18 protein-coding genes and 1 tRNA gene are annotated in these 18,945 nt (G+C 71.0%); 12 read left to right on the top strand and 7 right to left on the bottom strand.

What is annotated here, in order from left to right:
• The first annotated feature begins 1 nt into the window (after nucleotide 1).
• From JR064_RS01605 to JR064_RS01595, 3 genes are all read left to right on the top strand, one after another.
• On the top strand, nucleotides 2-1,660 hold the full coding sequence (locus JR064_RS01605; RefSeq protein ID WP_206228582.1) for a methyl-accepting chemotaxis protein: 1,659 nt from the start codon (nucleotides 2-4) through the stop codon (nucleotides 1,658-1,660).
• 10 nt (nucleotides 1,661-1,670) lie between these two features.
• Nucleotides 1,671-2,189, top strand: a complete 519-nt coding sequence (locus JR064_RS01600; protein ID WP_179563866.1) for a chemotaxis protein CheW — start codon at nucleotides 1,671-1,673, stop codon at nucleotides 2,187-2,189.
• Between the two features lie 234 nt (nucleotides 2,190-2,423).
• Complete coding sequence (locus JR064_RS01595) at nucleotides 2,424-2,591, top strand: hypothetical protein (RefSeq protein ID WP_191824700.1); 168 nt, start codon at nucleotides 2,424-2,426, stop codon at nucleotides 2,589-2,591.
• 114 nt (nucleotides 2,592-2,705) lie between these two features.
• On the opposite strand, the gene JR064_RS01590 is transcribed toward JR064_RS01595, so the two are convergent.
• Nucleotides 2,706-2,781, bottom strand: a tRNA-Ala gene (locus JR064_RS01590).
• Between the two features lie 258 nt (nucleotides 2,782-3,039).
• Here JR064_RS01590 and JR064_RS01585 point away from each other — a divergent pair.
• Nucleotides 3,040-3,444, top strand: coding sequence for an H-NS histone family protein (locus JR064_RS01585; protein WP_191824694.1), 405 nt, complete (start codon nucleotides 3,040-3,042; stop codon nucleotides 3,442-3,444).
• 292 nt (nucleotides 3,445-3,736) lie between these two features.
• On the opposite strand, the gene rnd is transcribed toward JR064_RS01585, so the two are convergent.
• Nucleotides 3,737-4,822 carry a ribonuclease D gene (rnd, locus tag JR064_RS01580; RefSeq protein ID WP_179563869.1) on the bottom strand — a complete coding sequence of 362 codons (1,086 nt, stop codon included), beginning with the start codon at nucleotides 4,820-4,822 and terminating at the stop codon, nucleotides 3,737-3,739.
• A 103-nt stretch (nucleotides 4,823-4,925) separates the two neighbouring features.
• Here rnd and JR064_RS01575 point away from each other — a divergent pair, with 103 nt between their 5' ends.
• Together JR064_RS01575 and JR064_RS01570 are read left to right on the top strand one after the other, a co-directional pair.
• The gene (locus JR064_RS01575) at nucleotides 4,926-6,833 is read left to right on the top strand and encodes a formylglycine-generating enzyme family protein (protein WP_206228581.1); all 1,908 of its coding nucleotides are present in this window, start codon (nucleotides 4,926-4,928) and stop codon (nucleotides 6,831-6,833) included.
• Nucleotides 6,834-6,915: 82 nt separating this feature from the next.
• Nucleotides 6,916-7,827, top strand: a complete 912-nt coding sequence (locus JR064_RS01570; protein WP_191824691.1) for a M48 family metallopeptidase — start codon at nucleotides 6,916-6,918, stop codon at nucleotides 7,825-7,827.
• 81 nt (nucleotides 7,828-7,908) lie between these two features.
• Here the strand turns inward: JR064_RS01570 and JR064_RS01565 are convergent, their stop codons facing one another.
• On the bottom strand, nucleotides 7,909-9,681 hold the full coding sequence (locus tag JR064_RS01565) for a vWA domain-containing protein (protein WP_206228580.1): 1,773 nt from the start codon (nucleotides 9,679-9,681) through the stop codon (nucleotides 7,909-7,911).
• A gap of 175 nt (nucleotides 9,682-9,856) precedes the next feature.
• On the opposite strand from JR064_RS01565, the gene JR064_RS01560 reads away from it, so the two are divergent.
• Entirely contained in the window at nucleotides 9,857-10,315 is a 459-nt protein-coding gene (locus JR064_RS01560) for a DUF6491 family protein (RefSeq protein ID WP_179563873.1), read from the top strand.
• A 145-nt stretch (nucleotides 10,316-10,460) separates the two neighbouring features.
• Here JR064_RS01560 and JR064_RS01555 read toward each other — a convergent pair whose 3' ends face one another.
• From JR064_RS01555 to JR064_RS01540, 4 genes are all read right to left on the bottom strand, one after another.
• Nucleotides 10,461-10,739, bottom strand: coding sequence for an oxidative damage protection protein (locus JR064_RS01555; protein WP_179563874.1), 279 nt, complete (start codon nucleotides 10,737-10,739; stop codon nucleotides 10,461-10,463).
• Between the two features lie 30 nt (nucleotides 10,740-10,769).
• Complete coding sequence (mutY, locus tag JR064_RS01550; protein WP_206228579.1) at nucleotides 10,770-11,837, bottom strand: A/G-specific adenine glycosylase; 1,068 nt, start codon at nucleotides 11,835-11,837, stop codon at nucleotides 10,770-10,772.
• Nucleotides 11,838-11,999: 162 nt separating this feature from the next.
• A complete protein-coding gene (gene ftsY, locus JR064_RS01545; protein ID WP_206228578.1) occupies nucleotides 12,000-13,364 on the bottom strand; it encodes a signal recognition particle-docking protein FtsY in 1,365 nt (454 codons plus the stop codon).
• Between the two features lie 169 nt (nucleotides 13,365-13,533).
• Nucleotides 13,534-14,241 (bottom strand): AraC family transcriptional regulator, encoded by a 708-nt coding sequence (locus JR064_RS01540; RefSeq protein ID WP_179563877.1) that lies wholly within the window; start codon nucleotides 14,239-14,241, stop codon nucleotides 13,534-13,536.
• Between the two features lie 177 nt (nucleotides 14,242-14,418).
• On the opposite strand from JR064_RS01540, the gene JR064_RS01535 reads away from it, so the two are divergent.
• Genes JR064_RS01535 through JR064_RS01515 form a run of 5 tightly spaced genes read left to right on the top strand, consistent with a single transcriptional unit; the run spans nucleotide 14,419 to nucleotide 18,945 of the window.
• Nucleotides 14,419-15,360, top strand: a complete 942-nt coding sequence (locus JR064_RS01535) for a 4-hydroxyproline epimerase (protein ID WP_179563878.1) — start codon at nucleotides 14,419-14,421, stop codon at nucleotides 15,358-15,360.
• Complete coding sequence (locus tag JR064_RS01530; protein WP_206228577.1) at nucleotides 15,357-16,457, top strand: NAD(P)/FAD-dependent oxidoreductase; 1,101 nt, start codon at nucleotides 15,357-15,359, stop codon at nucleotides 16,455-16,457. Before JR064_RS01535 ends, JR064_RS01530 begins: the two co-directional genes overlap by 4 nt.
• A gap of 8 nt (nucleotides 16,458-16,465) precedes the next feature.
• On the top strand, nucleotides 16,466-16,702 hold the full coding sequence (locus tag JR064_RS01525; RefSeq protein ID WP_179565526.1) for a (2Fe-2S)-binding protein: 237 nt from the start codon (nucleotides 16,466-16,468) through the stop codon (nucleotides 16,700-16,702).
• A complete protein-coding gene (locus tag JR064_RS01520) occupies nucleotides 16,695-18,035 on the top strand; it encodes an NAD(P)/FAD-dependent oxidoreductase (RefSeq protein WP_206228576.1) in 1,341 nt (446 codons plus the stop codon). Before JR064_RS01525 ends, JR064_RS01520 begins: the two co-directional genes overlap by 8 nt.
• A 4-nt stretch (nucleotides 18,036-18,039) precedes the next feature.
• Nucleotides 18,040-18,945: a dihydrodipicolinate synthase family protein gene (locus JR064_RS01515; protein ID WP_179563881.1), complete on the top strand. Its 906-nt coding sequence runs from the start codon at nucleotides 18,040-18,042 to the stop codon at nucleotides 18,943-18,945.

The raw sequence follows: 18,945 nt of genomic DNA, 5'->3' as shown, positions 1-18,945 counted from the left end.
CATGTTGGGCAATATGAAAATCGGCGTCAGGCTCACCTGCGCGTTCTTGATCGTGGCGGCCATCGGCGCGTGCATCGGCGCGATCGGCATCCGCAATTCCGGGCGCATCAACGACTACGCCACCGTGCTGTACGAGCGCGAACTGCTCGGCCTGTCCAACATCAAGGAAGCCAACGTCAACCTGATCTATGCCGGCCGCGCGCGTTCCAACCTGCAACTGGCCACCACCCAGGAAGAGCGCGCCAAGCATCTTGCCAGCATCGATAAATACACCGCGAACGTGATCGACTACGTGGCCAAGGCGCGTACCTCGTTCGAGAGTCCCGAGTCCAAGGCCAAGCTGGCGCGCTTCGACGAGGTATGGAAGCAGTACCTGACGCATCGCGCCCAGTTCATCGAAAAAGCGGCGCAGCAACCGCTGCAGCAGCCCAATCCGGAACTTATCGCGCTGTCAGCCACGGTGCGCAGCGCCTCCGACGAACTCGACACGCTGATGAGCGAACTGGCCGCCATCAAGGAAACCCGTGCGGCCGAGGCCAGCGCTGCCACCAACGCCATCCACGTCAGCAGCGCCAGGACGCTGACCGCGATCATCGCCGGCGGCGTATTGCTTGGCATCGGTCTGGGCTTCTTCATCAGCCGCAGCGTCACCAAGCCGATCGGCAAGGCGGTAGATGTCGCTAATGCGCTGGCCGATGGCGATCTGAGCATCCTGATCGAGAGCAGCTCCAAGGACGAGGCCGGGCAGCTGTTGCTGGCGATGCGGCGCATGGTCGAGAAACTGCAGCAGGTGGTCGGCGAGGTCAACGCCAGCGCGCAGACCCTGGCCGGCGCGTCGGAGGAAGTCAGCGCGACCGCGCAGTCGCTGAGCCAGGCGTCGACCGAGCAGGCCGCGGGCGTGGAGGAAACCAGCGCCTCGCTGGAGCAGATGACCGCCTCGATCGGGCAGAACACCGAGAACGCGCGCATCACCGACGGCATGGCCGCGCAGGCCGCCAAGGAAACGGTGGAAGGCGGCGAAGCGGTGGTCGCCACGGTGGCGGCGATGAAGCAGATCGCGCAGAAGATCGGCATCATCGACGACATCGCCTACCAGACCAACCTGCTGGCGCTGAACGCGGCGATCGAAGCGGCGCGTGCCGGCGAGCATGGCAAGGGCTTCGCCGTCGTCGCCGCGGAAGTGCGCAAGCTGGCCGAACGCAGCCAGGTGGCCGCGCAGGAGATCGGCGAGGTCGCCGGTTCCAGCGTGGAGCTGGCGGAGAAGGCCGGGCGCCTGCTGGAGACCATCGTGCCCAGCATCAAGAAGACCTCGGACCTGGTGCAGGAGATCGCCGCGGCGTCGCAGGAGCAGTCCTCCGGCGTGGCGCAGATCAACTCGGCGGTGGTGCAGCTGAGCCAGACCACGCAGCAGAACGCCACCGCGTCCGAGGAACTGGCCGCGACCGCCGAGGAAATGAGTTCGCAGGCCGAGTACCTGCAGCAGTCGATGGCGTTCTTCCGCCTGGGTCACGCCGAGGCGCCGCGTCCGCCGCGCGTCGCCGACAAGCCCAGCGCCAAGGCGATCAGCGGCCGCGTCGAACCCAAGCGTGTGCGCCCGCGCGCGCCGCAGCCGGCCTACGCGATGGCGAGCCCGGACGAATCCCAGTTCGCCAGCTTCTGAGGAGCAGACCATGGGTACGCATCTGGACAACGCCGCGGCCGTGCCGCTGCAGACGCAGGAGGCGCCGTCGCAGTTCCTGACCTTCCAGCTGGAACAGGAACTGTTCGGGCTGAACATCGACGGCATCCACGAGATCATCGAATACCGTGCGCCGACCCCGGTACCGACCATGCCAGCCTGCGTGCGCGGCGTGATCAACCTGCGCGGCGCGGTGGTGCCGGTGGTGGACCTGCAGCTGCGGTTGGGGCGCGCGCCCAGCCGCGTCACCCGGCGCAGCTGCATCGTGATCGTCACCGCCGAGGAAGGCGGCACGATCCAGGCATTCGGCCTGCTGGTCGATGCGGTCAGCGCGGTGCTGGACATCCCGGCGCAGCAGATCGAGGCGGCGCCGTCGTTCGGCAGCGGCATCCGCGACGAGTTGCTGCAGGGCATGGGCAAGCTGGAAGACCGGCTGGTGATCCTGCTGGATCGCGCGCGCCTGCTGCGCGTGGACGATATCGCCGACGTGGCGTTGCCGGCCGCCGCCTGAGGCGGCGCAACTGCGCCACTGCACCGGCGCGGTGGCTGGGCGACGCGGCGTGGCGGCGTGTACCCGGTGCCTGCGCAACGCAGGCGCTGCGGCCGCGGGCACCGCAGCTGGTGCTGCGCAGGCCAGAAGCGGCATCGTCCGAATCGACAGGCGGCTGCCGTGATATGCGCATCACGGCCGCCTCGCTAGTGTCTGCGCGACAGGGCATCCGCCCGCCATCGCGAGATCCGGACCATGGCAGACAACGACAAGCAGCCCGACGCGCAGCAGGGCATCCAGGACGGTCGGCAGGACCGCGCGCAGGACGAGGTGGCCAAGCAGCGCCCCGGACTGGAGGACCAGAAGTTGCGCGAAGCGCACGAGCGCGGACCCAAGTCCGGCGACGGCCAGAAGACCGGCTGAGCCGCGTTTCGCGCACCGCCATCGGCGCGGCCCGCGAGGCGGCCACGGCGTGCCGCCAGCGCGCAGACACAAAAAAGCCCCGGAGGCGACTCCGAGGCTTTTCGTCTGAACAAGTGGTGGAGCGGAAGGGGATCGAACCCTCGACCTTCGCATTGCGAACGCGACGCTCTCCCAGCTGAGCTACCGCCCCACATCAGACGCATAGTCTAACTGGCCCGGGGCATGCGTGCCAAGAGGGGCGATGCGAGGCGCCGGCGCGGCGCCTTCGCATCGCTGCCGGTCGGCCGCGGTTGGGGCTGCCGCCGAACGCGGAAATGAGGCGCCGTATCCGGGCAGCCGCCGGGCAGAGCCGATATAATCGTGAGCCGAAATCCTCGCCAGACGATTTCGTCGTTCCGGATGAAATATTCCGTCCGTTCCAAATCTTTTATCCACGGGTCTTTGAAAAATGACGGAAGTTCGCAACTTGCAGCAGATCGCAGAAGCCAAGGCCAAACTGCACGAAGAGATTCGCAAGCTGGAAGAGCAGGAGAAGCAGGCGCGCGAAGGCGAGACCAGCGCCGCGCACGCCAACATCCTGTCGCTGCTCGAGCAGTTCGCCGAGTTCTTCAGCGCCAAGCAGCGCAACGAGATCGCGGCCTACGTGACCAGCGCCGCGCCGAAGGTGGCCAGCGCCAAGTCCGCCGGCGGCCGCAGCGAGGTCAAGCCGAAGTACCAGCTGCCGCACACCGGCGAGACCTGGTCCGGCCGCGGCCGCACGCCGAAGGCGTTCGCCGCATGGGAAGGGACCGCCGCCTACAACGAATGGAAGGCGCGCCATCCGGATCTGAAGTTCCCGCTGGTCAAATACTGATCGGTCGAAAAAGGCCAGGCTTCCTGGCCTTTTTTATGCACGCTGGTTTTATGCGGCCTTGGCGTCGCCCGCGTTTTGCCGCGGATACACCGTGGCGGAGAAGCGTTCGATGAAGGGAATGCGCCTGGATTGACCGAGGGCCGGGCGGCGGCATGGTCGTCGCTGTGACCCTTGCGCCGCTGTTCGCGGGCGACAGATCCCTGTAGGAGCGGCTTCAGCCGCGACAGACGTTATCGGTAACGCCCGTCGCGGCTGAAGCCGCTCCTACAAATACCAAATACCCTCGAATCCCTCAGCCCGCGTTGCCGAGCAGCGGCTGCAGCGTCGCTTCCAGTTCGCGCCGGCGCCAGCCGGCCAGCGGCTGCGGCCATTGGCCGCTTTCCAGCAGGGCTTCCAGGTGCTTGCGCGAGGCGAGCAGGCCGTCGGGCAGGCCGAGTTCGGCGCTGCGGGCGGATACCGCGTCCTGCAGCCGCTTCAAGGCCGCCTTGTTGTCGTCGCTGGAGGCCAGCGCCAGCGGCGCGTCCGCCTCGTCGGGCAGCGGCGTGGTCAGCGCCTGCCACAGCGCGTCGCCGAGCTTGCGCGGCGCCTTGGGGTGCTTGTCCAGCAGCGCCTGCAGCTCCTGGCGGTCGGCCGGCGGGAAGCGCGCCAGGGTGGCGGCCAGTTCGTTGTCCAGGATCCAGCTGCGCGGCTTGTCGCTGTGCCGCGCCTGCACGTCGCGCCAGCGCAGCAGGCGCAGCAGGCGCTGCTGCGAGGGCCGGTCCATGAACTGCGCCGAGCGCATGCCCAGGTGCGGCCAGCGCTCGCCTTCGTCGTGCTCCACGGTGCCGAGCAGGCGCTCGCCGTCCTCGTGCAGCCAGGCGCTGCGGTCCAGCGTCTGCAGCCGCTGCTGCAAGGCGTCGTGGATCGCGAACAGGTGGCGCACGTCGTCGGCGGCGTAGTCCAGCTGTGCCGGCGACAGCGGGCGGCGCAGCCAGTCCGAGCGGGTTTCGCCCTTGGCCAGGTGCACGCCGGTGATCTCCAGCACCAGCTTCTGGTAGCCCATGCCGGCGCCGATGCCGGCCAGGCCGGCGCCGATCTGGGTGTCGAACAGGGGCCGCGGCAGCGCGCCGCAGGCGCACTTGAACGCGACCAGGTCTTCGCTGGCGCTGTGCATGACCTTGAGGATGGACGGGTCCGACAGCCATGGCGCCAGCGCCTGCGGCATGCCGGGAATCAGCGGGTCGATCAGCAGGATCTCGTCGGCCACCGCCATCTGCACCAGCGCCAGTTGCGGCCAGTAGGTGCGTTCGCGAACGAATTCGGTATCCAGGCCGATCCTGGCCGGGCGCTGCGCCAGCCGTTCGGCCAGCTCGGCGGGTTGCTTGATCCAATAGGGCACGTGGTTTCCGTCGAATGCAGGGTTTGCTCAGGCAGGCGAGAATAGCCTAACGTCGGCCCGCCGGCCGCACGGACGGGGTGGCGCGGATGCCATCGGGAGGCCAATGTCGTTGGGAGGAAGCGTGCGTACGAGCGGCCCTGTGATCGCCTGGACCCTGCTGGTCGCGCTGGCGTGCGGCTGCAGCGGGCCGGCGCCCGCGCCACCGGCGCAGCCCACCAAGCCGGCGCCCGCCAGGCCGGCGCAGGCGGCGGCAGCGGCGGCCGGCAAGCCGGTGCAGGCGCCCAGCGTCACCATCGGCGGCGAGGATGCCGCCGAGACGGTGGCGCGCTGGCAGCCGCCGCTGCCGACGCTCGAGCGCGCGCAACTGGCGCAGGCGCGCCGCGACGCCGCGCGCGCGCTGGCCGAGGATCGCCTGTTCGAGGACGCGCAGTCGGCGATCCCGCTGTACCTGGCGATCCGCGCGCTGGCGCCGCAGGACCCGGTCGCGCGCGACGGCCTGCGCAAGGCGCGGCGCCGGCTGCTGCAACTCGGCGGCGACCTGCTGCGCGTATCGGAGCAGCAGGAGCAGGCGCTCGAGCGCGCCGATCGCATCGCGATGGTGGCGCTGTCGCTGGATGCCGACGATCCGGCGGTGCGGCGCCTGCAGCAGCGGGTGGAGACCGCGCAGCGGGTGCTGGCCTATAACCGCGCCGGCGAAGACGATCTGCGCGCCGGCCGGCTCGGCGAGGACGGCAACGGCGCGCTCGCCAACTTCCGCGAAGCGCTGCAGTTGGACGCGGACGATGCGCGTGCGCGGCAAGGCGTGGCGGCGGTGGAGAGCGCGCTGATCCGGCGCGCCGAGGCGGCCGCGACGGTGTCCGATTTCGCCGCCGCCGGCAGCTGGCTGGCGCGCGCGGCGCGGATCCGCGACGCCGCCGCCACCGTGCGCGACGCGCGTGCGCGGGTGGAAGGCGTGCGCACCGCGCGCATCGCCGCGCTGCGCGACGCCGGCCTGCGCGACCTGGCCACGCCGGCCGGACTGAAGGCGGCGCGCGAGAAACTGGGCGAGGTGCTGCGCATCGCCGATCCGGGCGATCCGGTGGCGGCGATGCTGCGCGAGCGCATCGACCTGGCCACCCACTACGGCAGCTTCCGCCCCGGCCAGGTGTTCACCGACGGCATGAGCAACGGCGAGCGCGGGCCGCAGATGATCGTGGTGCCGCACGGCGGCTTCCGCATGGGCGCCAGCGCGACCGAGCCGGGCGCGATGCCGGCCGAGCAGCCGCTGCACTACGTGCGCTTCGACCGCGGTTTCGCGATGTCGATCACCGAGGTCACCGTGGCCGAGTTCCGCCGCTTCGTCGAGGTCAGCGGCGCGCGGCCGCGGGCGACCCGGCGCGGGCATTCGATCGTCTACGACGAGCGCAGCGGCAACTTCGTGCGCCGCAGCGGCACCGACTGGCAGTCCGGCTACAACGGCGCGCGCGCCGCGCCGAACAGCCCGGTGATGCACGTCAGCGTGCGCGATGCCGAGGCCTACGCGGCGTGGCTGTCGCAGCAGACCGGGCGCCACTACCGGCTGCCCAGCGAAGCCGAGTTCGAATACGCGCTGCGCGCCGGCGGCCGCGGCCGCTATCCGTGGGGCAACGCCGGCACGCCGCCGCGCGGCGCCGGCAACTTCACCGGCGGCGGCGACGTCTCGCCCAGCGGCCGGCACTGGAACAACGCCTTCGTCGGCTATGCCGACGGCTTCTGGGGGCCGGCGCCGGTCGCCAGCTTCAAGGCCAATGCCTGGGGCCTGCACGACATGGGCGGCAACCTCAGCGAGTGGGTCGCCGATTGCTGGCATTCCAGCTACCGCCGCGCGCCGGCCGACGGCGCCGCCTGGTACAACCCCGGTTGCCGCTCGCGGGTGGTGCGCGGCGGCAACTGGGCCAACGCGCCGGAGCAGACCCGTGCCGCCTGGCGGTTGATGCAGGACTCCGACACCACCAGCGCCAGGGTCGGTTTTCGCCTGGTGCGCGGAATTTGACGCGGCCGCGCACCGCACGTCGTTACAGTGCGCGGCATAGGCAGGCGCCGTCGCCGCCCACCAGCCAGCAAGGGGATTGGACATGAGCAACGTCTTCGGCCGCCAGGGCGGGGAACAGGGCGGAGGCCGTCGCGGGCCGCTGGGCGGGGTGCGCTGGCTGGTGCTGCTGGGTTTCGCCGTGTACGCGGGCTTCTATTGGTTCTCCAATCGCAGCGAGGATCCGTACACCGGCGAGAAGGTGCTGATCGACAATGCGCTTGGGGTCGAGGACGAGAAGGCGCTGGGCCTGCAGGCCTACCAGGAGATCCTGGCGCAGGAACATCCGGTCGATCCGCAATCGCAGGTGGCGCAGCAGGTGCGCGCGATCGCGCAGCGGCTGATCGCCAAGGTCGACGTGGTCGAGGACGCGCTGGCCGCCGAGCACGGCATGCAGGCCAAGCACTATGCGCGCGGCTTCGACTGGGACGTCAACGTGATCGAGTCCGAGCAGGCCAATGCGTTCTGCCTGCCCGGCGGCAAGATGGCGGTCTACACCGGGCTGTTGCCGGTGGCCAAAAATGCCGATGCGATGGCGGTGGTGATGGGCCACGAGATCGCGCATGCGCTGCTGCGCCACGGTGCGCAACGCATGGCGCAGCAGAAGCTGACCCAGATCGGGCAGATGGCCGGCGCGGCCAGCGGCATGGACCCGCAACAGCAACAGATGGCGATGGCGGCGATGGGCTACGGCTACCTGCTGCCGTACGCGCGCAGCCACGAGACCCAGGCCGACGAGGTCGGGCTGATGCTGGCCGCCGCGGCCTGCTTCGATCCGCAGGAGGCGGTGCCGCTGTGGGAACGGATGAGCGCCAGCAGCGGCGGCCAGGCGCCGCCCGAGTTCTCGTCCACGCACCCGAATCCGGGCACGCGGATCCAGAACCTGCAGGCGCTGATGCCCAAGGCGATGGAGTACCGGCAGCGCTTCTGCGAATCGGCGAAGACGGCGCAGCGTTGAACGTAGCGGCAGGCGCGGGCGACTGAGCCGGCGCCTGCGGCTGCGCATGTCGGGGCGTGCGCAGCCTGCGCGCGCCTGCGCTCAGCGCGTGGACACCTGCGCTGCCGCCGCTGCGGCCGCGTCTGCCGCATCCACCGCATTCGCCACTTGTGGCGCGGCCAGGCGCTGACCGACCGCCAGCAGTTCGAAGAACTCGCGCCGGTCGCCGCTGCGGTCCTCGCCGGTCGCTGCGCGCGCCGCGTTGGCCACCTGCGCCCAGTCCCAGCCATCGATGTGGGCGCCGCCGCGCAGCAGGTCGGCGCAGGCGGCGACCGCGGCGGCGAAACGCAGATCCGCGCTTGGCTGCGCCGTCGCCGCGGCGGTCGCGATCGTGCTCTGCAACAGGCGGCTGCGCTCCTGCCCCGGCAGCTTGTAGCGCAGCCGCAACTGCGCCAGTTCGCCGGCGTGCAGCGGCGTCTGCGCCGCCGGCGCCGGTGCGGCATAGCGCAAGGCCGGCAGGCGCTGCGGCGCGCTGCCCACCGGGGTGATCTCGTACAGCGCGGTGACGCTGTGGCCGGCGCCGATCTCGCCGGCATCGACCTTGTCGTTGGCGAAATCCTCGCGCGCCAGCAACCGGTTCTCGTAGCCGATCAGGCGGTATTCTGCGACCTGCGCCGGATTGAACTCGACCTGGATCTTGACGTCGCGGGCGATGGTCAGCAGCGTGGCCTGCATCTGCTGCACCAGCACCTTGTGCGCCTCGCGCGCCGAATCGATGTAGGCGTGGTTGCCGTCGCCGACGTCGGCCAGGCGTTCGGCCATCGCGTCGTTGTAGGTGCCGCGGCCGAAGCCGAGCGTGCTCAGTGCCACGCCGCTGCGGCGCTGGTCGGCGACCAGGGTCTCCAGCGCGCCGCGGTCGACCGTGCCGACGTTGAAGTCGCCGTCGGTGGCCAGGATCACCCGGTTGCTGCCGCCGGCGACGAAACTCTTGCGCGCGGTCGCATAGGCCAGGCGGATGCCGTCGCCGCCGTTGGTGCTGCCACCGGCCTGCAGCCGTTGCAGCGCGGCGAGGATCTCGGCATGGCGGTCGCCGGGCGTCGGCGGCAGCACCAGTCCGGCCGCGCCGGCGTAGACCACGATCGAGACGCGGTCCTGCGCGCGCAGTTGCGGCACCAGCATGGCGAAGGCCTGCTTGAGCAAGGGCAGCTTGTCCGCGCTTTCCATCGAGCCGGAGGTGTCGATCAGGAACACCAGGTTCGCCGGCGGCAATGCCTGGCGCGGGACGTCGTAGCCCTTGATGCCGATCATCAGCAGTTGCCGCTGCGGATTCCACGGCGCGGGCGCCAGTTCGGTGGATACCCGGAACGGCGTGTCGCGGTCGCGCGGGGCCGGGTGCGCGTAGTCGAAGTAGTTGATGAATTCCTCGGCGCGCACCGCATCGGCGGGCGGGCGCTGGCCATCGCGCAGCATGCGCCGCACGTTGGCGTAGCTGCCGGTGTCCACGTCGATCGAAAAGGTGGACAGCGGCTGTTCGCGCGCGCTGTGCACTGGGTTGTCGGTTGGATGTTCGTAGCGTTCGCGGTCCAGCGGCGGCATAGGCATGTAGACGTCGATGCCGGTATTGCCGGCCACCGACGGCGCGACCGACGCTGCGGCCTGCGCCGGCGGCGCGGGTGGGGATGGCGGGGCCAGCATCCGCGGCGGCGCGGGCTCGGCCAGGCGTTCGCTCGGGATGTAGGCCTCGGGCACGGCGGCGGCATCGATCGCCGCCGGCGCGCGTGCGGCGACGCGATCGTCGCTGGTGGTGCTGCAGCCTGCCAGCAGCGCGGCGAGGATCAGGGACGGCAGGACGGTGCGGTGCGGGCGTAGTTGCATGGTGGGCGCTCGGTGTGGGTCCGAGGCTGCAAACGCGCGATCGCCGGCAACGGGGTTGGGCCCCCGCCGCGGCTTCGGTCCGCCAGCTGCCTTGTGGCTGAACGCGCTGCGCGCACGCACGCGGCACGGCATGGCGCGGGTGCATCATTCGCGCATCGCCACCGGAGCATTCGCCATGAAACGCCTCTTGCTGTCACTGCTCGGACTGGCCGCGCTGGCCGGCTGCGCCACCAACCGGATCAGCGACGACGAGCGCCTGGCGCTGTACCGCGCCCATGCCGCCGCGCCGGTGCGCGACTTCCAGTACTACAACCGGATCAGCGGCTGGACCGCGCTCGGCGACAGCGCGCTGGCGGTGTGGACGCGGCCCAACCAGGCCTATCTGCTGGAGCTGAGCGGCCGCTGCCCCGATCTGGACTTTGCGCCGACGATCGCCATTACCCACTTCAGCGACCGGGTGTCGGCGCGTTTCGACGACGTGCTGGTGATCGGCGGCAGCCCGGGCGCGATCCGCCTGCCGTGCCGCATCCAGAGCATTCGCCCGCTCGACGTGAAAGCGCTGCGTACCTCGGAAAAGGAGTTGCGCGAGGCCAAGGTGCAGGAGCGGGCGCAGCAGCCGGCGCCGGCGCAGTAGCGTCGGCGTCAGGCGGGTTGCGGTCGGTGTGGAAGCGGGCGGGCGCAGCGTGTAGGAGTGGCTGCGGCGGCGGCTGCGGCGGACTTTGCGGATGGGTTCTGTCGCGGCTGAAGCCGCTCCTACAGGGGGCGTGGCTTGCCTGGGCTCAGGATTCCTGTTCGGGTTCCACGTAGCCTTCGGGCTTGGGCGCGCCGCCCTGGAACAGGAATTTCTCCAGTTCCGCCTCCAGGAATGCGCGGTGCTTGGGATCGCGCGGCGACAGCCGGTTCTCGTTGATCAGCATGGTCTGGTGTGCCAGCCATGCCTGCCAGCCGGCCTTGCCGATCTGCGCGAACACGCGCTGGCCGATCTCGCCGGGATACGGCACGTAGTCGAGCCCTTCGGCGTCGCGTTGCTGGTACTGGCAGAAGACGGTGCGGGACATGGCGGTTCCTGGTGGCGCGGTGGGCGACGATCAGAGGCCGTCGAGCAGTTTGCGGATCGGGGCGGGCAGGCCGAGTGCGGACAGGTCGGCACGCGCGACCCAGCGCAGGTCGTCATTGTCGCGTACCGCGTCGCGCAAGGCGACCTTGCGCAGGCGCAGCGGCTGCAGGTGCAGGCGGTAGTGGCTGAAGGTGTGCACGATCGGCGGCATCGGCTCGGCATCGTCGAAGCCGCGGCCGCGTCCGCGGATCTCGCGTTCGAACCAGGCGCGCAACTCGCTCTCGCTCTCGGCCTGCGGCAGCGTCCACAGCGAGGCCCAGATGCCGCTCGGCGGGCGCCGCTGCAGCAGCAGCTCGCCGGCGGCGTTCTCCAGCAGCAGCGCCAGCGCTTCGCGTTCGGGCAGGGTCTTGCCCGGTTTCGGTGTGGGCAATGCCTCGACCAGGCCGTCGCGGCGCGCCACGCAGTCGTCCTGCAGCGGGCACAGCACGCAGGCCGGGTTGGCGCGGGTGCACAGGGTGGCGCCGAAATCCATCTGCGCCTGGGTGTAGTCGGCCATGCGCCCGTCGGCGACCGCGGCCACGTGCGCCTGCGCGATCGCCCACAGCGGTTTCTCCACCGCCGGCAGGCCCGGATAGCCGGCGATGCCGTGGTAGCGGGTCAGCACGCGCTTGACGTTGCCGTCCAGGATCGGGAAGCGGTCGTTCCAGGCCTGGCTCAGGATCGCGCCGGCGGTGCTGCGGCCGATCCCGGGCAGCGCGTGCAGCGCATCGAAATCGCGCGGCAGTTCGCCATCGTGCAGCTCCACGCAGCGCTTGGCGGCGGCATGCAGGTTGCGCGCGCGGGCGTAGTAGCCCAGCCCGGCCCACTGCGCCATCACCGCGTCGGTGCCGGCTGCGGCCAGGTCCGGCAGGGTCGGGAAGTGCTGCAGGAAGCGCAGGAAATACGGGATCACCACCGCGACCTGGGTCTGCTGCAGCATGATTTCCGACAGCCATACGCGATACGGGCTGCGCGGATGCTGCCAGGGCAGGTCGTGGCGGCCGCTGCGGTCGAACCAGGCGAGCAGGCGGGGGGCGAAGGTGTCTGGGGGCTGGCGCATGCTGGCTTTGTCTTTCCTTCTCCCCTCGGGAGAAGGTGCCCCGAAGGGGCGGATGAGGGTACGGGCGAAGCCCAGTGCGGTTCGGACAGCGCAAGTGCCTGCGCAGCGGACTTCGCCGTACCCTCACCCCAACCCCTCTCCCGACGGGAGAGGGGCTTTGGGTCAGGCGCCCAGCGCTTCCGGCAGCAGGGCGTCGACGAAGGCTTCGGCGTCGAACACGCGCAGGTCTTCCGGGCGCTCGCCGATGCCGGCGAAGCGGATCGGGATGCCGAACTCGCGCGCCAGCGCGAACACCACGCCGCCCTTGGCGGTGCCGTCGAGCTTGGTCACCACCAGCCCGGTGACGCCGACCGCGGCGTGGAACTGGCGCAGCTGCGACAGCGCGTTCTGGCCGGTGGTGCCGTCGATGACCATCAGCACTTCGTGCGGCGCGGCCGGGTCGAGCTTGCCGAGCACGCGGCGGATCTTGCCCAGCTCGTTCATCAGCCCGGTCTGGGTGTGCAGGCGCCCGGCGGTATCGGCGATCAACACCTCGGTACCGCGCGCCTTGCCGGCCTGCAGCGCGTCGAACGCGACCGAGGCGGCGTCGGCGTTCTGGCCCTGCGCGATCACGGTGACGCCGTTGCGATCGCCCCAGGCCTGCAGCTGCGCCACCGCGGCGGCGCGGAAGGTGTCGCCGGCGGCCAGCATCAGGCTGTGCCCGTCGTCCTTGAAACGCTTGGCCAGCTTGCCGATGGTGGTGGTCTTGCCGACGCCGTTGACGCCGACGGTGAGCACCACGAACGGCTTGGCAGTGCGGTCGATCTGCAGCGGTTTGGCGACCGGCAGCAGGATCGCGATCAGGTCGGCGCGCAGCGCGCGCAGCAGCGCCTGCGCATCGACGAATTCGCGCGCCTTCATGCGCTTGCGCAGGTTCTCGATCAGCGCGGTGGTGGCCGGCACGCCGACGTCGGCGGTGATCAGCGCGGTCTCGATCTCGTCGAGCAGGTCGTCGTCGAGCTTGGGATTGCGCGAGAACAGGCCGCCGAAGCTGCGTGCGATGGCGCTGTTGCGCAGGCGTTCGCGCCAGCCCGGCTTGCCGGCAGGTGCGGCCGGCGCGGCGTCGCTGCGCTGCAGGTCGTCGCCTGCGGCGAGCGCGCTCGCCGGCGCCGGCGTGGGCATGGGCGCGCTGGGCGTCGCCGCGGCGGGAACGGCCGGGGCGGGAACGCGCGCTTCCGCTGGCGCGGTCGGCGCCTGTGGCGGCAGCGGCGTTGCGCCGGGGGGCGGCACGGCGATCGGGGCAGGCGGCAGCGGTGCGGCGTCGGCGCTCGGACGGCCGCTGTCGCGCGCCACTGGCGCTGCGGCTGGCGCCGCGTGCGGCGGTGCCTGTTCAGCGACAGGCGCTGCAACGGCGGCGGGCTCGGCGGCAGGCGCTGCGCCGGCCGGCTTGGGGAAGGCGGCGGCCAGTTCCTCGATGCTGTAGCGCTGGGTGCTGCGGCTATCGCCAGCGTGGTCCTGGGGCTTGTTGCGACGGAATAGGCTGACCATGGATAACGCGTGTACCGGAAACCGGGAATGCTACCACTAGCGCCTGTTAGGCCCCTGTGGGGCCGGGATTGGGGATTGGGGATGCGGGATTCGCAACAGCGGCATTTTTGCCTCCTGCAGATGCAGCGCCCTCACGAATCCCCAATCCCGAATCCCCAATCCCGGCCTCTCAGAGCTTGCCCTTCATCGAGCGGTAGTCGCGCGGGGTCATGCCGACGGTGGCCTTGAACTGGCGCGCGAACGCGCTCTGGTCGGCGAAGCCGCAGGCCTGGCCGATGCTGGCGATGCTGTCCTCGCCGTGCAGCAGGCGCATCGCCGCTTCGATGCGCATCTTGGTCAGCAGCTGTTGCGGGGTCAGCTGGAACACGCGGCGGAAATGCCGTTCCAGCTGCGCCACCGACAGTTCTGCCAGGTCGGCCAGGGTCTGCACGCGCAGGTTGTCGCCGTAGTGGGTCTGCATGTGCTCCATCGCGCGGCTGATGCGTTCGTAGGCCGAATGGCGGCTGTCGGGCTGGCCCAGGTCGCGGGAGATGCCGACCACGCCGATCACTTCGTTCTGCTCGCACAGCGGGCGCTTGAAGGTCAGGCACCAGCCCGGGGTGCGGTTCGGGAACAGGTGCACTTCCAGCTGGTTCTCGATCATTTCGCCGCACAGCACGCGCCGGTCCTGCATCAGGTAGCTGCCGCCCAGCGGCAGCGGGAACACTTCCAGCGCCGATTTGCCGATCAGGTCGGCCCGGTACTTCTTGCCCAGGCGCCGCACCAGGGTCAGGTTGACGTGGGTGTAGCGGCCGTCGCGGTCCTTGACGAAGAACACCACGTCCGGCAGCGCATCGAACAGCGTCTGCATCTCCAATGCGGAAATCAAAGTATCCATCTGCACTCACCGGGCGGTTGTAGGCTGCGGCGGCAGGCAAGCCGCGGCATGCCCACCCCTGAGGACCGATCCTAGCCTAAACCGGGCCTGCGGGGACGCCGGGGTTGTGCGAATTTCCGCATTTATGACAAGCAAACGCTGCTAGCCGCCGGCGGCCCGGAATGTGAGCATGGACCTATGCATACACTCGATGTGATCGACTCGCATACCGGCGGCGAACCGACCCGTGTCGTCGTCGCCGGCTTCCCGGACCTGGGCACCGGCCCGCTGGCGCAACGGCGCGATCTGTTCCGCGATCGCTTCGATCGCTGGCGCAGCGCCATCGCCTGCGAACCGCGCGGCTCGGACACCATGGTCGGCGCGCTGCTGCTGCCGCCGATCGCGGCCGACGCCTGCGCCGCGGTGATCTTCTTCAACAACGTCGGCTACCTGGGCATGTGCGGCCACGGCACCATCGGCCTGGTGCGCACGCTGGCCGAGCTGGGCCGGCTGGCGCCGGGCACGCACCGCATCGAAACCCCGGTGGGCACGGTGGGAGTGGAGCTGCACGGCGACGGCCGGGTTTCGGTGGACAACGTGGAAAGCTACCGCCACGCCGCCGGCATCGAGGTGCAGGTGCCCGGCTACGGCCGCGTGCGCGGCGACGTGGCCTGGGGCGGCAACTGGTTCTTCATCACCGAGCAGACGCCGTGCGCGCTGGAGCTGCGCAACCAGCGCGCGCTGACCGCGTACACCGAGGCGCTGCGGCTGGCGCTGGAGGCGGCCGGCATCCGCGGCGCCGACGACGGCGAGATCGACCATATCGAGATCAACGGCCCGGCGCCGGACACCGGCGCCGACGCGCGCAACTTCGTGCTGTGCCCGGGCCTGGCCTACGACCGTTCGCCGTGCGGCACCGGCACCAGCGCCAAGCTGGCGTGCCTGGCCGCCGACGGCAAGCTGGCCGCCGGCCAGGTGTGGCGCCAGGAGGGCATCCTCGGCAGCCTGTTCGAAGGCAGCTACGTGCCCGGCACCCGCGGCGTGCTGCCGCGGATCACCGGGCAGGCGCACATCACTGCCCGCGCGCAGCTGCTGATCGATGCGCAGGATCCGTTCGCCTGGGGCATCGGCGCCGGATGAGCGGTTTCGACCTGATCGTCGTCGGCGCCGGCATCGTCGGCGCGGCCTGCGCCAATGCGGCCGCCGCCGCCGGGCTGCGGGTGGCGATCGTCGAGTCGGGCACGATCGGCGGCGGTTCCACCGCCGCGGCGATGGGTCATCTGGTGGCGATGGACGACGATCCGGCGGAACTGGCGCTGTCGTCCTATTCGCTGCGCCTGTGGGAAGAATTCGCGCAGTTGCCGGCGGCCGAGTTCAGCCGCTGCGGCACGCTGTGGGTGGCGCGGCAGGCGCGCGAGCTGGAGGCGATCCCGGCCAAGATCCAGCGCCTGGCCGCGGCCGGCGTGCATGCCGAGGCGATCGATGCCGAGACGCTGTACCGGCTGGAGCCGGCGCTGGCGCCGGGGCTGGCCGGCGGCATGCGCGTGGCCGCCGAAGCGGTGGTGTATCCGCCGCGGATGGCGCGGCATCTGGTCGAGCGTGCGCTCGCCGCCGGTGCGCAGCTGTTCGCCGGGCGCCGCGCGCTGGCGCTGGCTACCGGCGGACTGCGCCTGGACGACGGCAGTACCCTCAGCGGCCCGGTGCTGGTCGCCACCGGCTGCGCGTTGCCGGAGTTGCTGCCGGAGCTGCCGATGCGCGCGCGCAAGGGCCAGCTGGTCATCACCGACCGCTATCCGGGCTTCGTCGGCCACCAATTGCTGGAGCTGGGCTATGCCGACAGCGCGCACGGCAGCGACGGCAGCAGCGTGGCATTCAACGTGCAGCCGCGGCCGACCGGGCAGATCCTGATCGGTTCCTCGCGCGAATTCGATGCCAGCGACCGCAGCGTGTCGATGCCGATGCTGCAACGCATGCTCGAGCGCGCGTTCGCGTTCCTGCCGGCGTTGCGCCAGCTGCAGGCGATCCGGGTGTGGACCGGGCTGCGTCCGGCCACGCCCGACGGCCGTCCCTACCTGGGTGCGGTGCCCGAGCGTGCCGACGTGTGGGTCGCGGCCGGCCACGAAGGGCTGGGCGTGACCACCGCGCTGGGCAGCGCGCGGCTGTTGCTGGATCTGATTTTGCAGCGCACTCCCGTGCTGGACCCGGCGCCGTTCGCGCCGGCGCGGGCGCTGTCGTGAGCGCGCCGATGCTGCGCCTGCAGATCAACGGTCAGGCCGTCGAGGTACTGGACGGCAGCAGCGTGGCCGCGGCGGTGGCGCAGGTCGCGGTGCATTTCCGCCGCTCGCGCAACGGCCAGCCGCGCGCGCCGCTGTGCGGCATGGGCGTGTGCAGCGAATGCCGGGTGCGCATCGACGGCCTCGGCCAGTTGCGCGCCTGCATCACTCCGGTCCGCGACGGCATGCAGGTGTGGACCGATGGCTGAGCCGCGCGCGCTGCAGTACGACGTGGTCGTGGCCGGTGCCGGTCCGGCCGGACTGGCGGCGGCGCTGGCCGCCGCCGGGCATGGCCGGCGCGTGGCGCTGGTCGATCTGCAGGCGCGCGCCGGCGGCCAGATCTGGCGGCACGACGTGGCCCATGCGCCGCCGAAGCTGGCCGCGCGGGTGCTGGCGCAGCTGGCGGCGAGCAAGATCGAATTTCTGTCGCAGACGCAGTTGCTGATGGCGCAGGACCGGCAGCTGCTGGCCGATGGCCCGCAGGGCGCGCGCTGGATCGGCTACGACGCGCTGGTGCTGGCCACCGGCGCGCGCGAATTGCTGCTGCCGTTCCCCGGCTGGACCTTGCCTGGCGTCACCGGCGCCGGCGGCGCGCAGGCGCTGGCCAAGCAGGGCTGGCCGCTGTCCGGCAAGCGCGTGCTGGTTGCCGGCAGCGGTCCGCTGCTGCTGGCCAGCGCGGCGACGCTGCGCCGCCACGGCGCGCAGGTGCTGGGCATCGTCGAACAGGCGCCGCTGCGCGCGCTGGCCGGTTTCGCCGCGCAGCTGCCGTGGCGCTGGCCGGACAAGGCGCTGCAGGCGCTGAGCCTGCGCGCGCAGCTGGCCGGCGTGCGCTATCACAGCGGCAGCGTGGTGCTGGCGGCGCACGGCGACAGCCAGCTGCGGTCGGTGGAGATCGACGGCCCGCGCGGCCGCCGCCGCCTCGAGTGCGACCAGCTGGCGGTCGGCTACGGACTGGTGCCGAACGTGGAACTGGCGCAACTGCTCGGCTGCCGCCTGGCGCGCAGCGGCGCGCATCCGTGCGTGGCGGTGGACGCGCAGTTGCGTACCAGCGTCGCAGGCGTGTACGCCGCCGGCGAGGCGCTGGGCATCGGCGGGCGCGATTGCGCGCGCGTCGAAGGCGCCATCGCCGGGCACCTGGCAGCGGGGCAGGCGGCCGCGGCGCAGGCATTGCAGCCGCAGCGGCGGCGCGCGCGCGCGTTCGCCGCGTTGCTGCAGCGCCAGTTCGCGCTGGACCCGCGCATCCACACGCTGGCCGCGGCGGACACGCTGGTGTGCCGCTGCGAGGACGTGCCGCTGTCGGCGCTGCGCGGCCATGCCGACCTGCGCGACGCCAAGCTGGTCTCGCGCTGCGGCATGGGCGCCTGCCAGGGCCGCATCTGCGGCAGTGCGCTGACCGAGTTGGGGCTGGCGCCGCGGCACGACGATTTTTCCGACGACGGCCGCCGGCCGCCGCTGTTCCCGGTGCGCCTGGACGCGCTCGCCCAATCGCTTCCCGATCCGCTTCTTCCCGAACCTCCACTCACAACCCTCGACAAGGTGTAATCCCATGAGCAAGGCTTCTTTCTGGTACGGCGTGCTGCCGGCCATCACCACTCCGTTCAACGCCGACGGCAGCATCGACCACGCGTTCCTGGCCAAGCATGCGCAGGTCATGGTCGACGCCGGCTGCACCGCGATCGTGCCGCTGGGCTCGCTCGGCGAGGCCGCCACGCTCAGCTTCGACGACAAGGTCGCGATCCTGAAGACCCTGGTGCAGGCGCTGGACGGCCGCATCCCGGTGGTGCCGGGCATCGCCGCGCTGTCCACCGACGAGGCCGTGCGCCTGGCGCAGGCGGCCAAGCAGGTCGGCTGCGGCGGGCTCATGGTGCTGCCGCCGTACGTGTACTCCACCGACTGGCGCGAGATGGGCGCGCATGCGCGTGCGGTCATCGCCGCCACCGACCTGCCGGTGATCCTGTACAACAACCCGGTCGCCTACAAGACCGATTTCAGCCCGGCGCAGATCGCCGAGCTGGCCGCCGAATTCCCGAACCTGCAAGCGGTCAAGGAATCCTCCGGCGACGTGCGCCGCTTCGCCGCGCTGGGCGAGTTGCTCAACGACCGCCTGGTGCTGCTGGTGGGCATGGACGATGCGATCGTCGAAGGCCTCAGCATGGGCGCCAAGGGCTGGATCGCCGGCCTGGTCAACGCGTATCCGAAGGAGTCGGTGAAGCTGTTCGAGCTGGCCCGCGACGGCGGCTACCCGGCGGCCAAGGCGCTGTACGACTGGTTCCTGCCGCTGCTGCGCCTGGACACCGTGCCCAAGTTCGTGCAGCTGATCAAGCTGGTGCAGGAGAAGGTCGGCCTGGGCAGCGAGCGCGTGCGCGCGCCGCGCCTGGTCGTCGACGGCGCCGAGCGCGAAGCGGCGCTGAAGGTGATCGACCACGCCATCGCCACCCACCCCGGGCTCTGA

The sequence above is a fragment of the Xanthomonas bonasiae genome (assembly GCF_017163705.1).
GTDB lineage: Bacteria > Pseudomonadota > Gammaproteobacteria > Xanthomonadales > Xanthomonadaceae > Xanthomonas_A > Xanthomonas_A bonasiae.
Note: the sequence above shows the minus strand (reverse complement) of the source record. Positions and strands in the feature narration are given on the sequence as shown.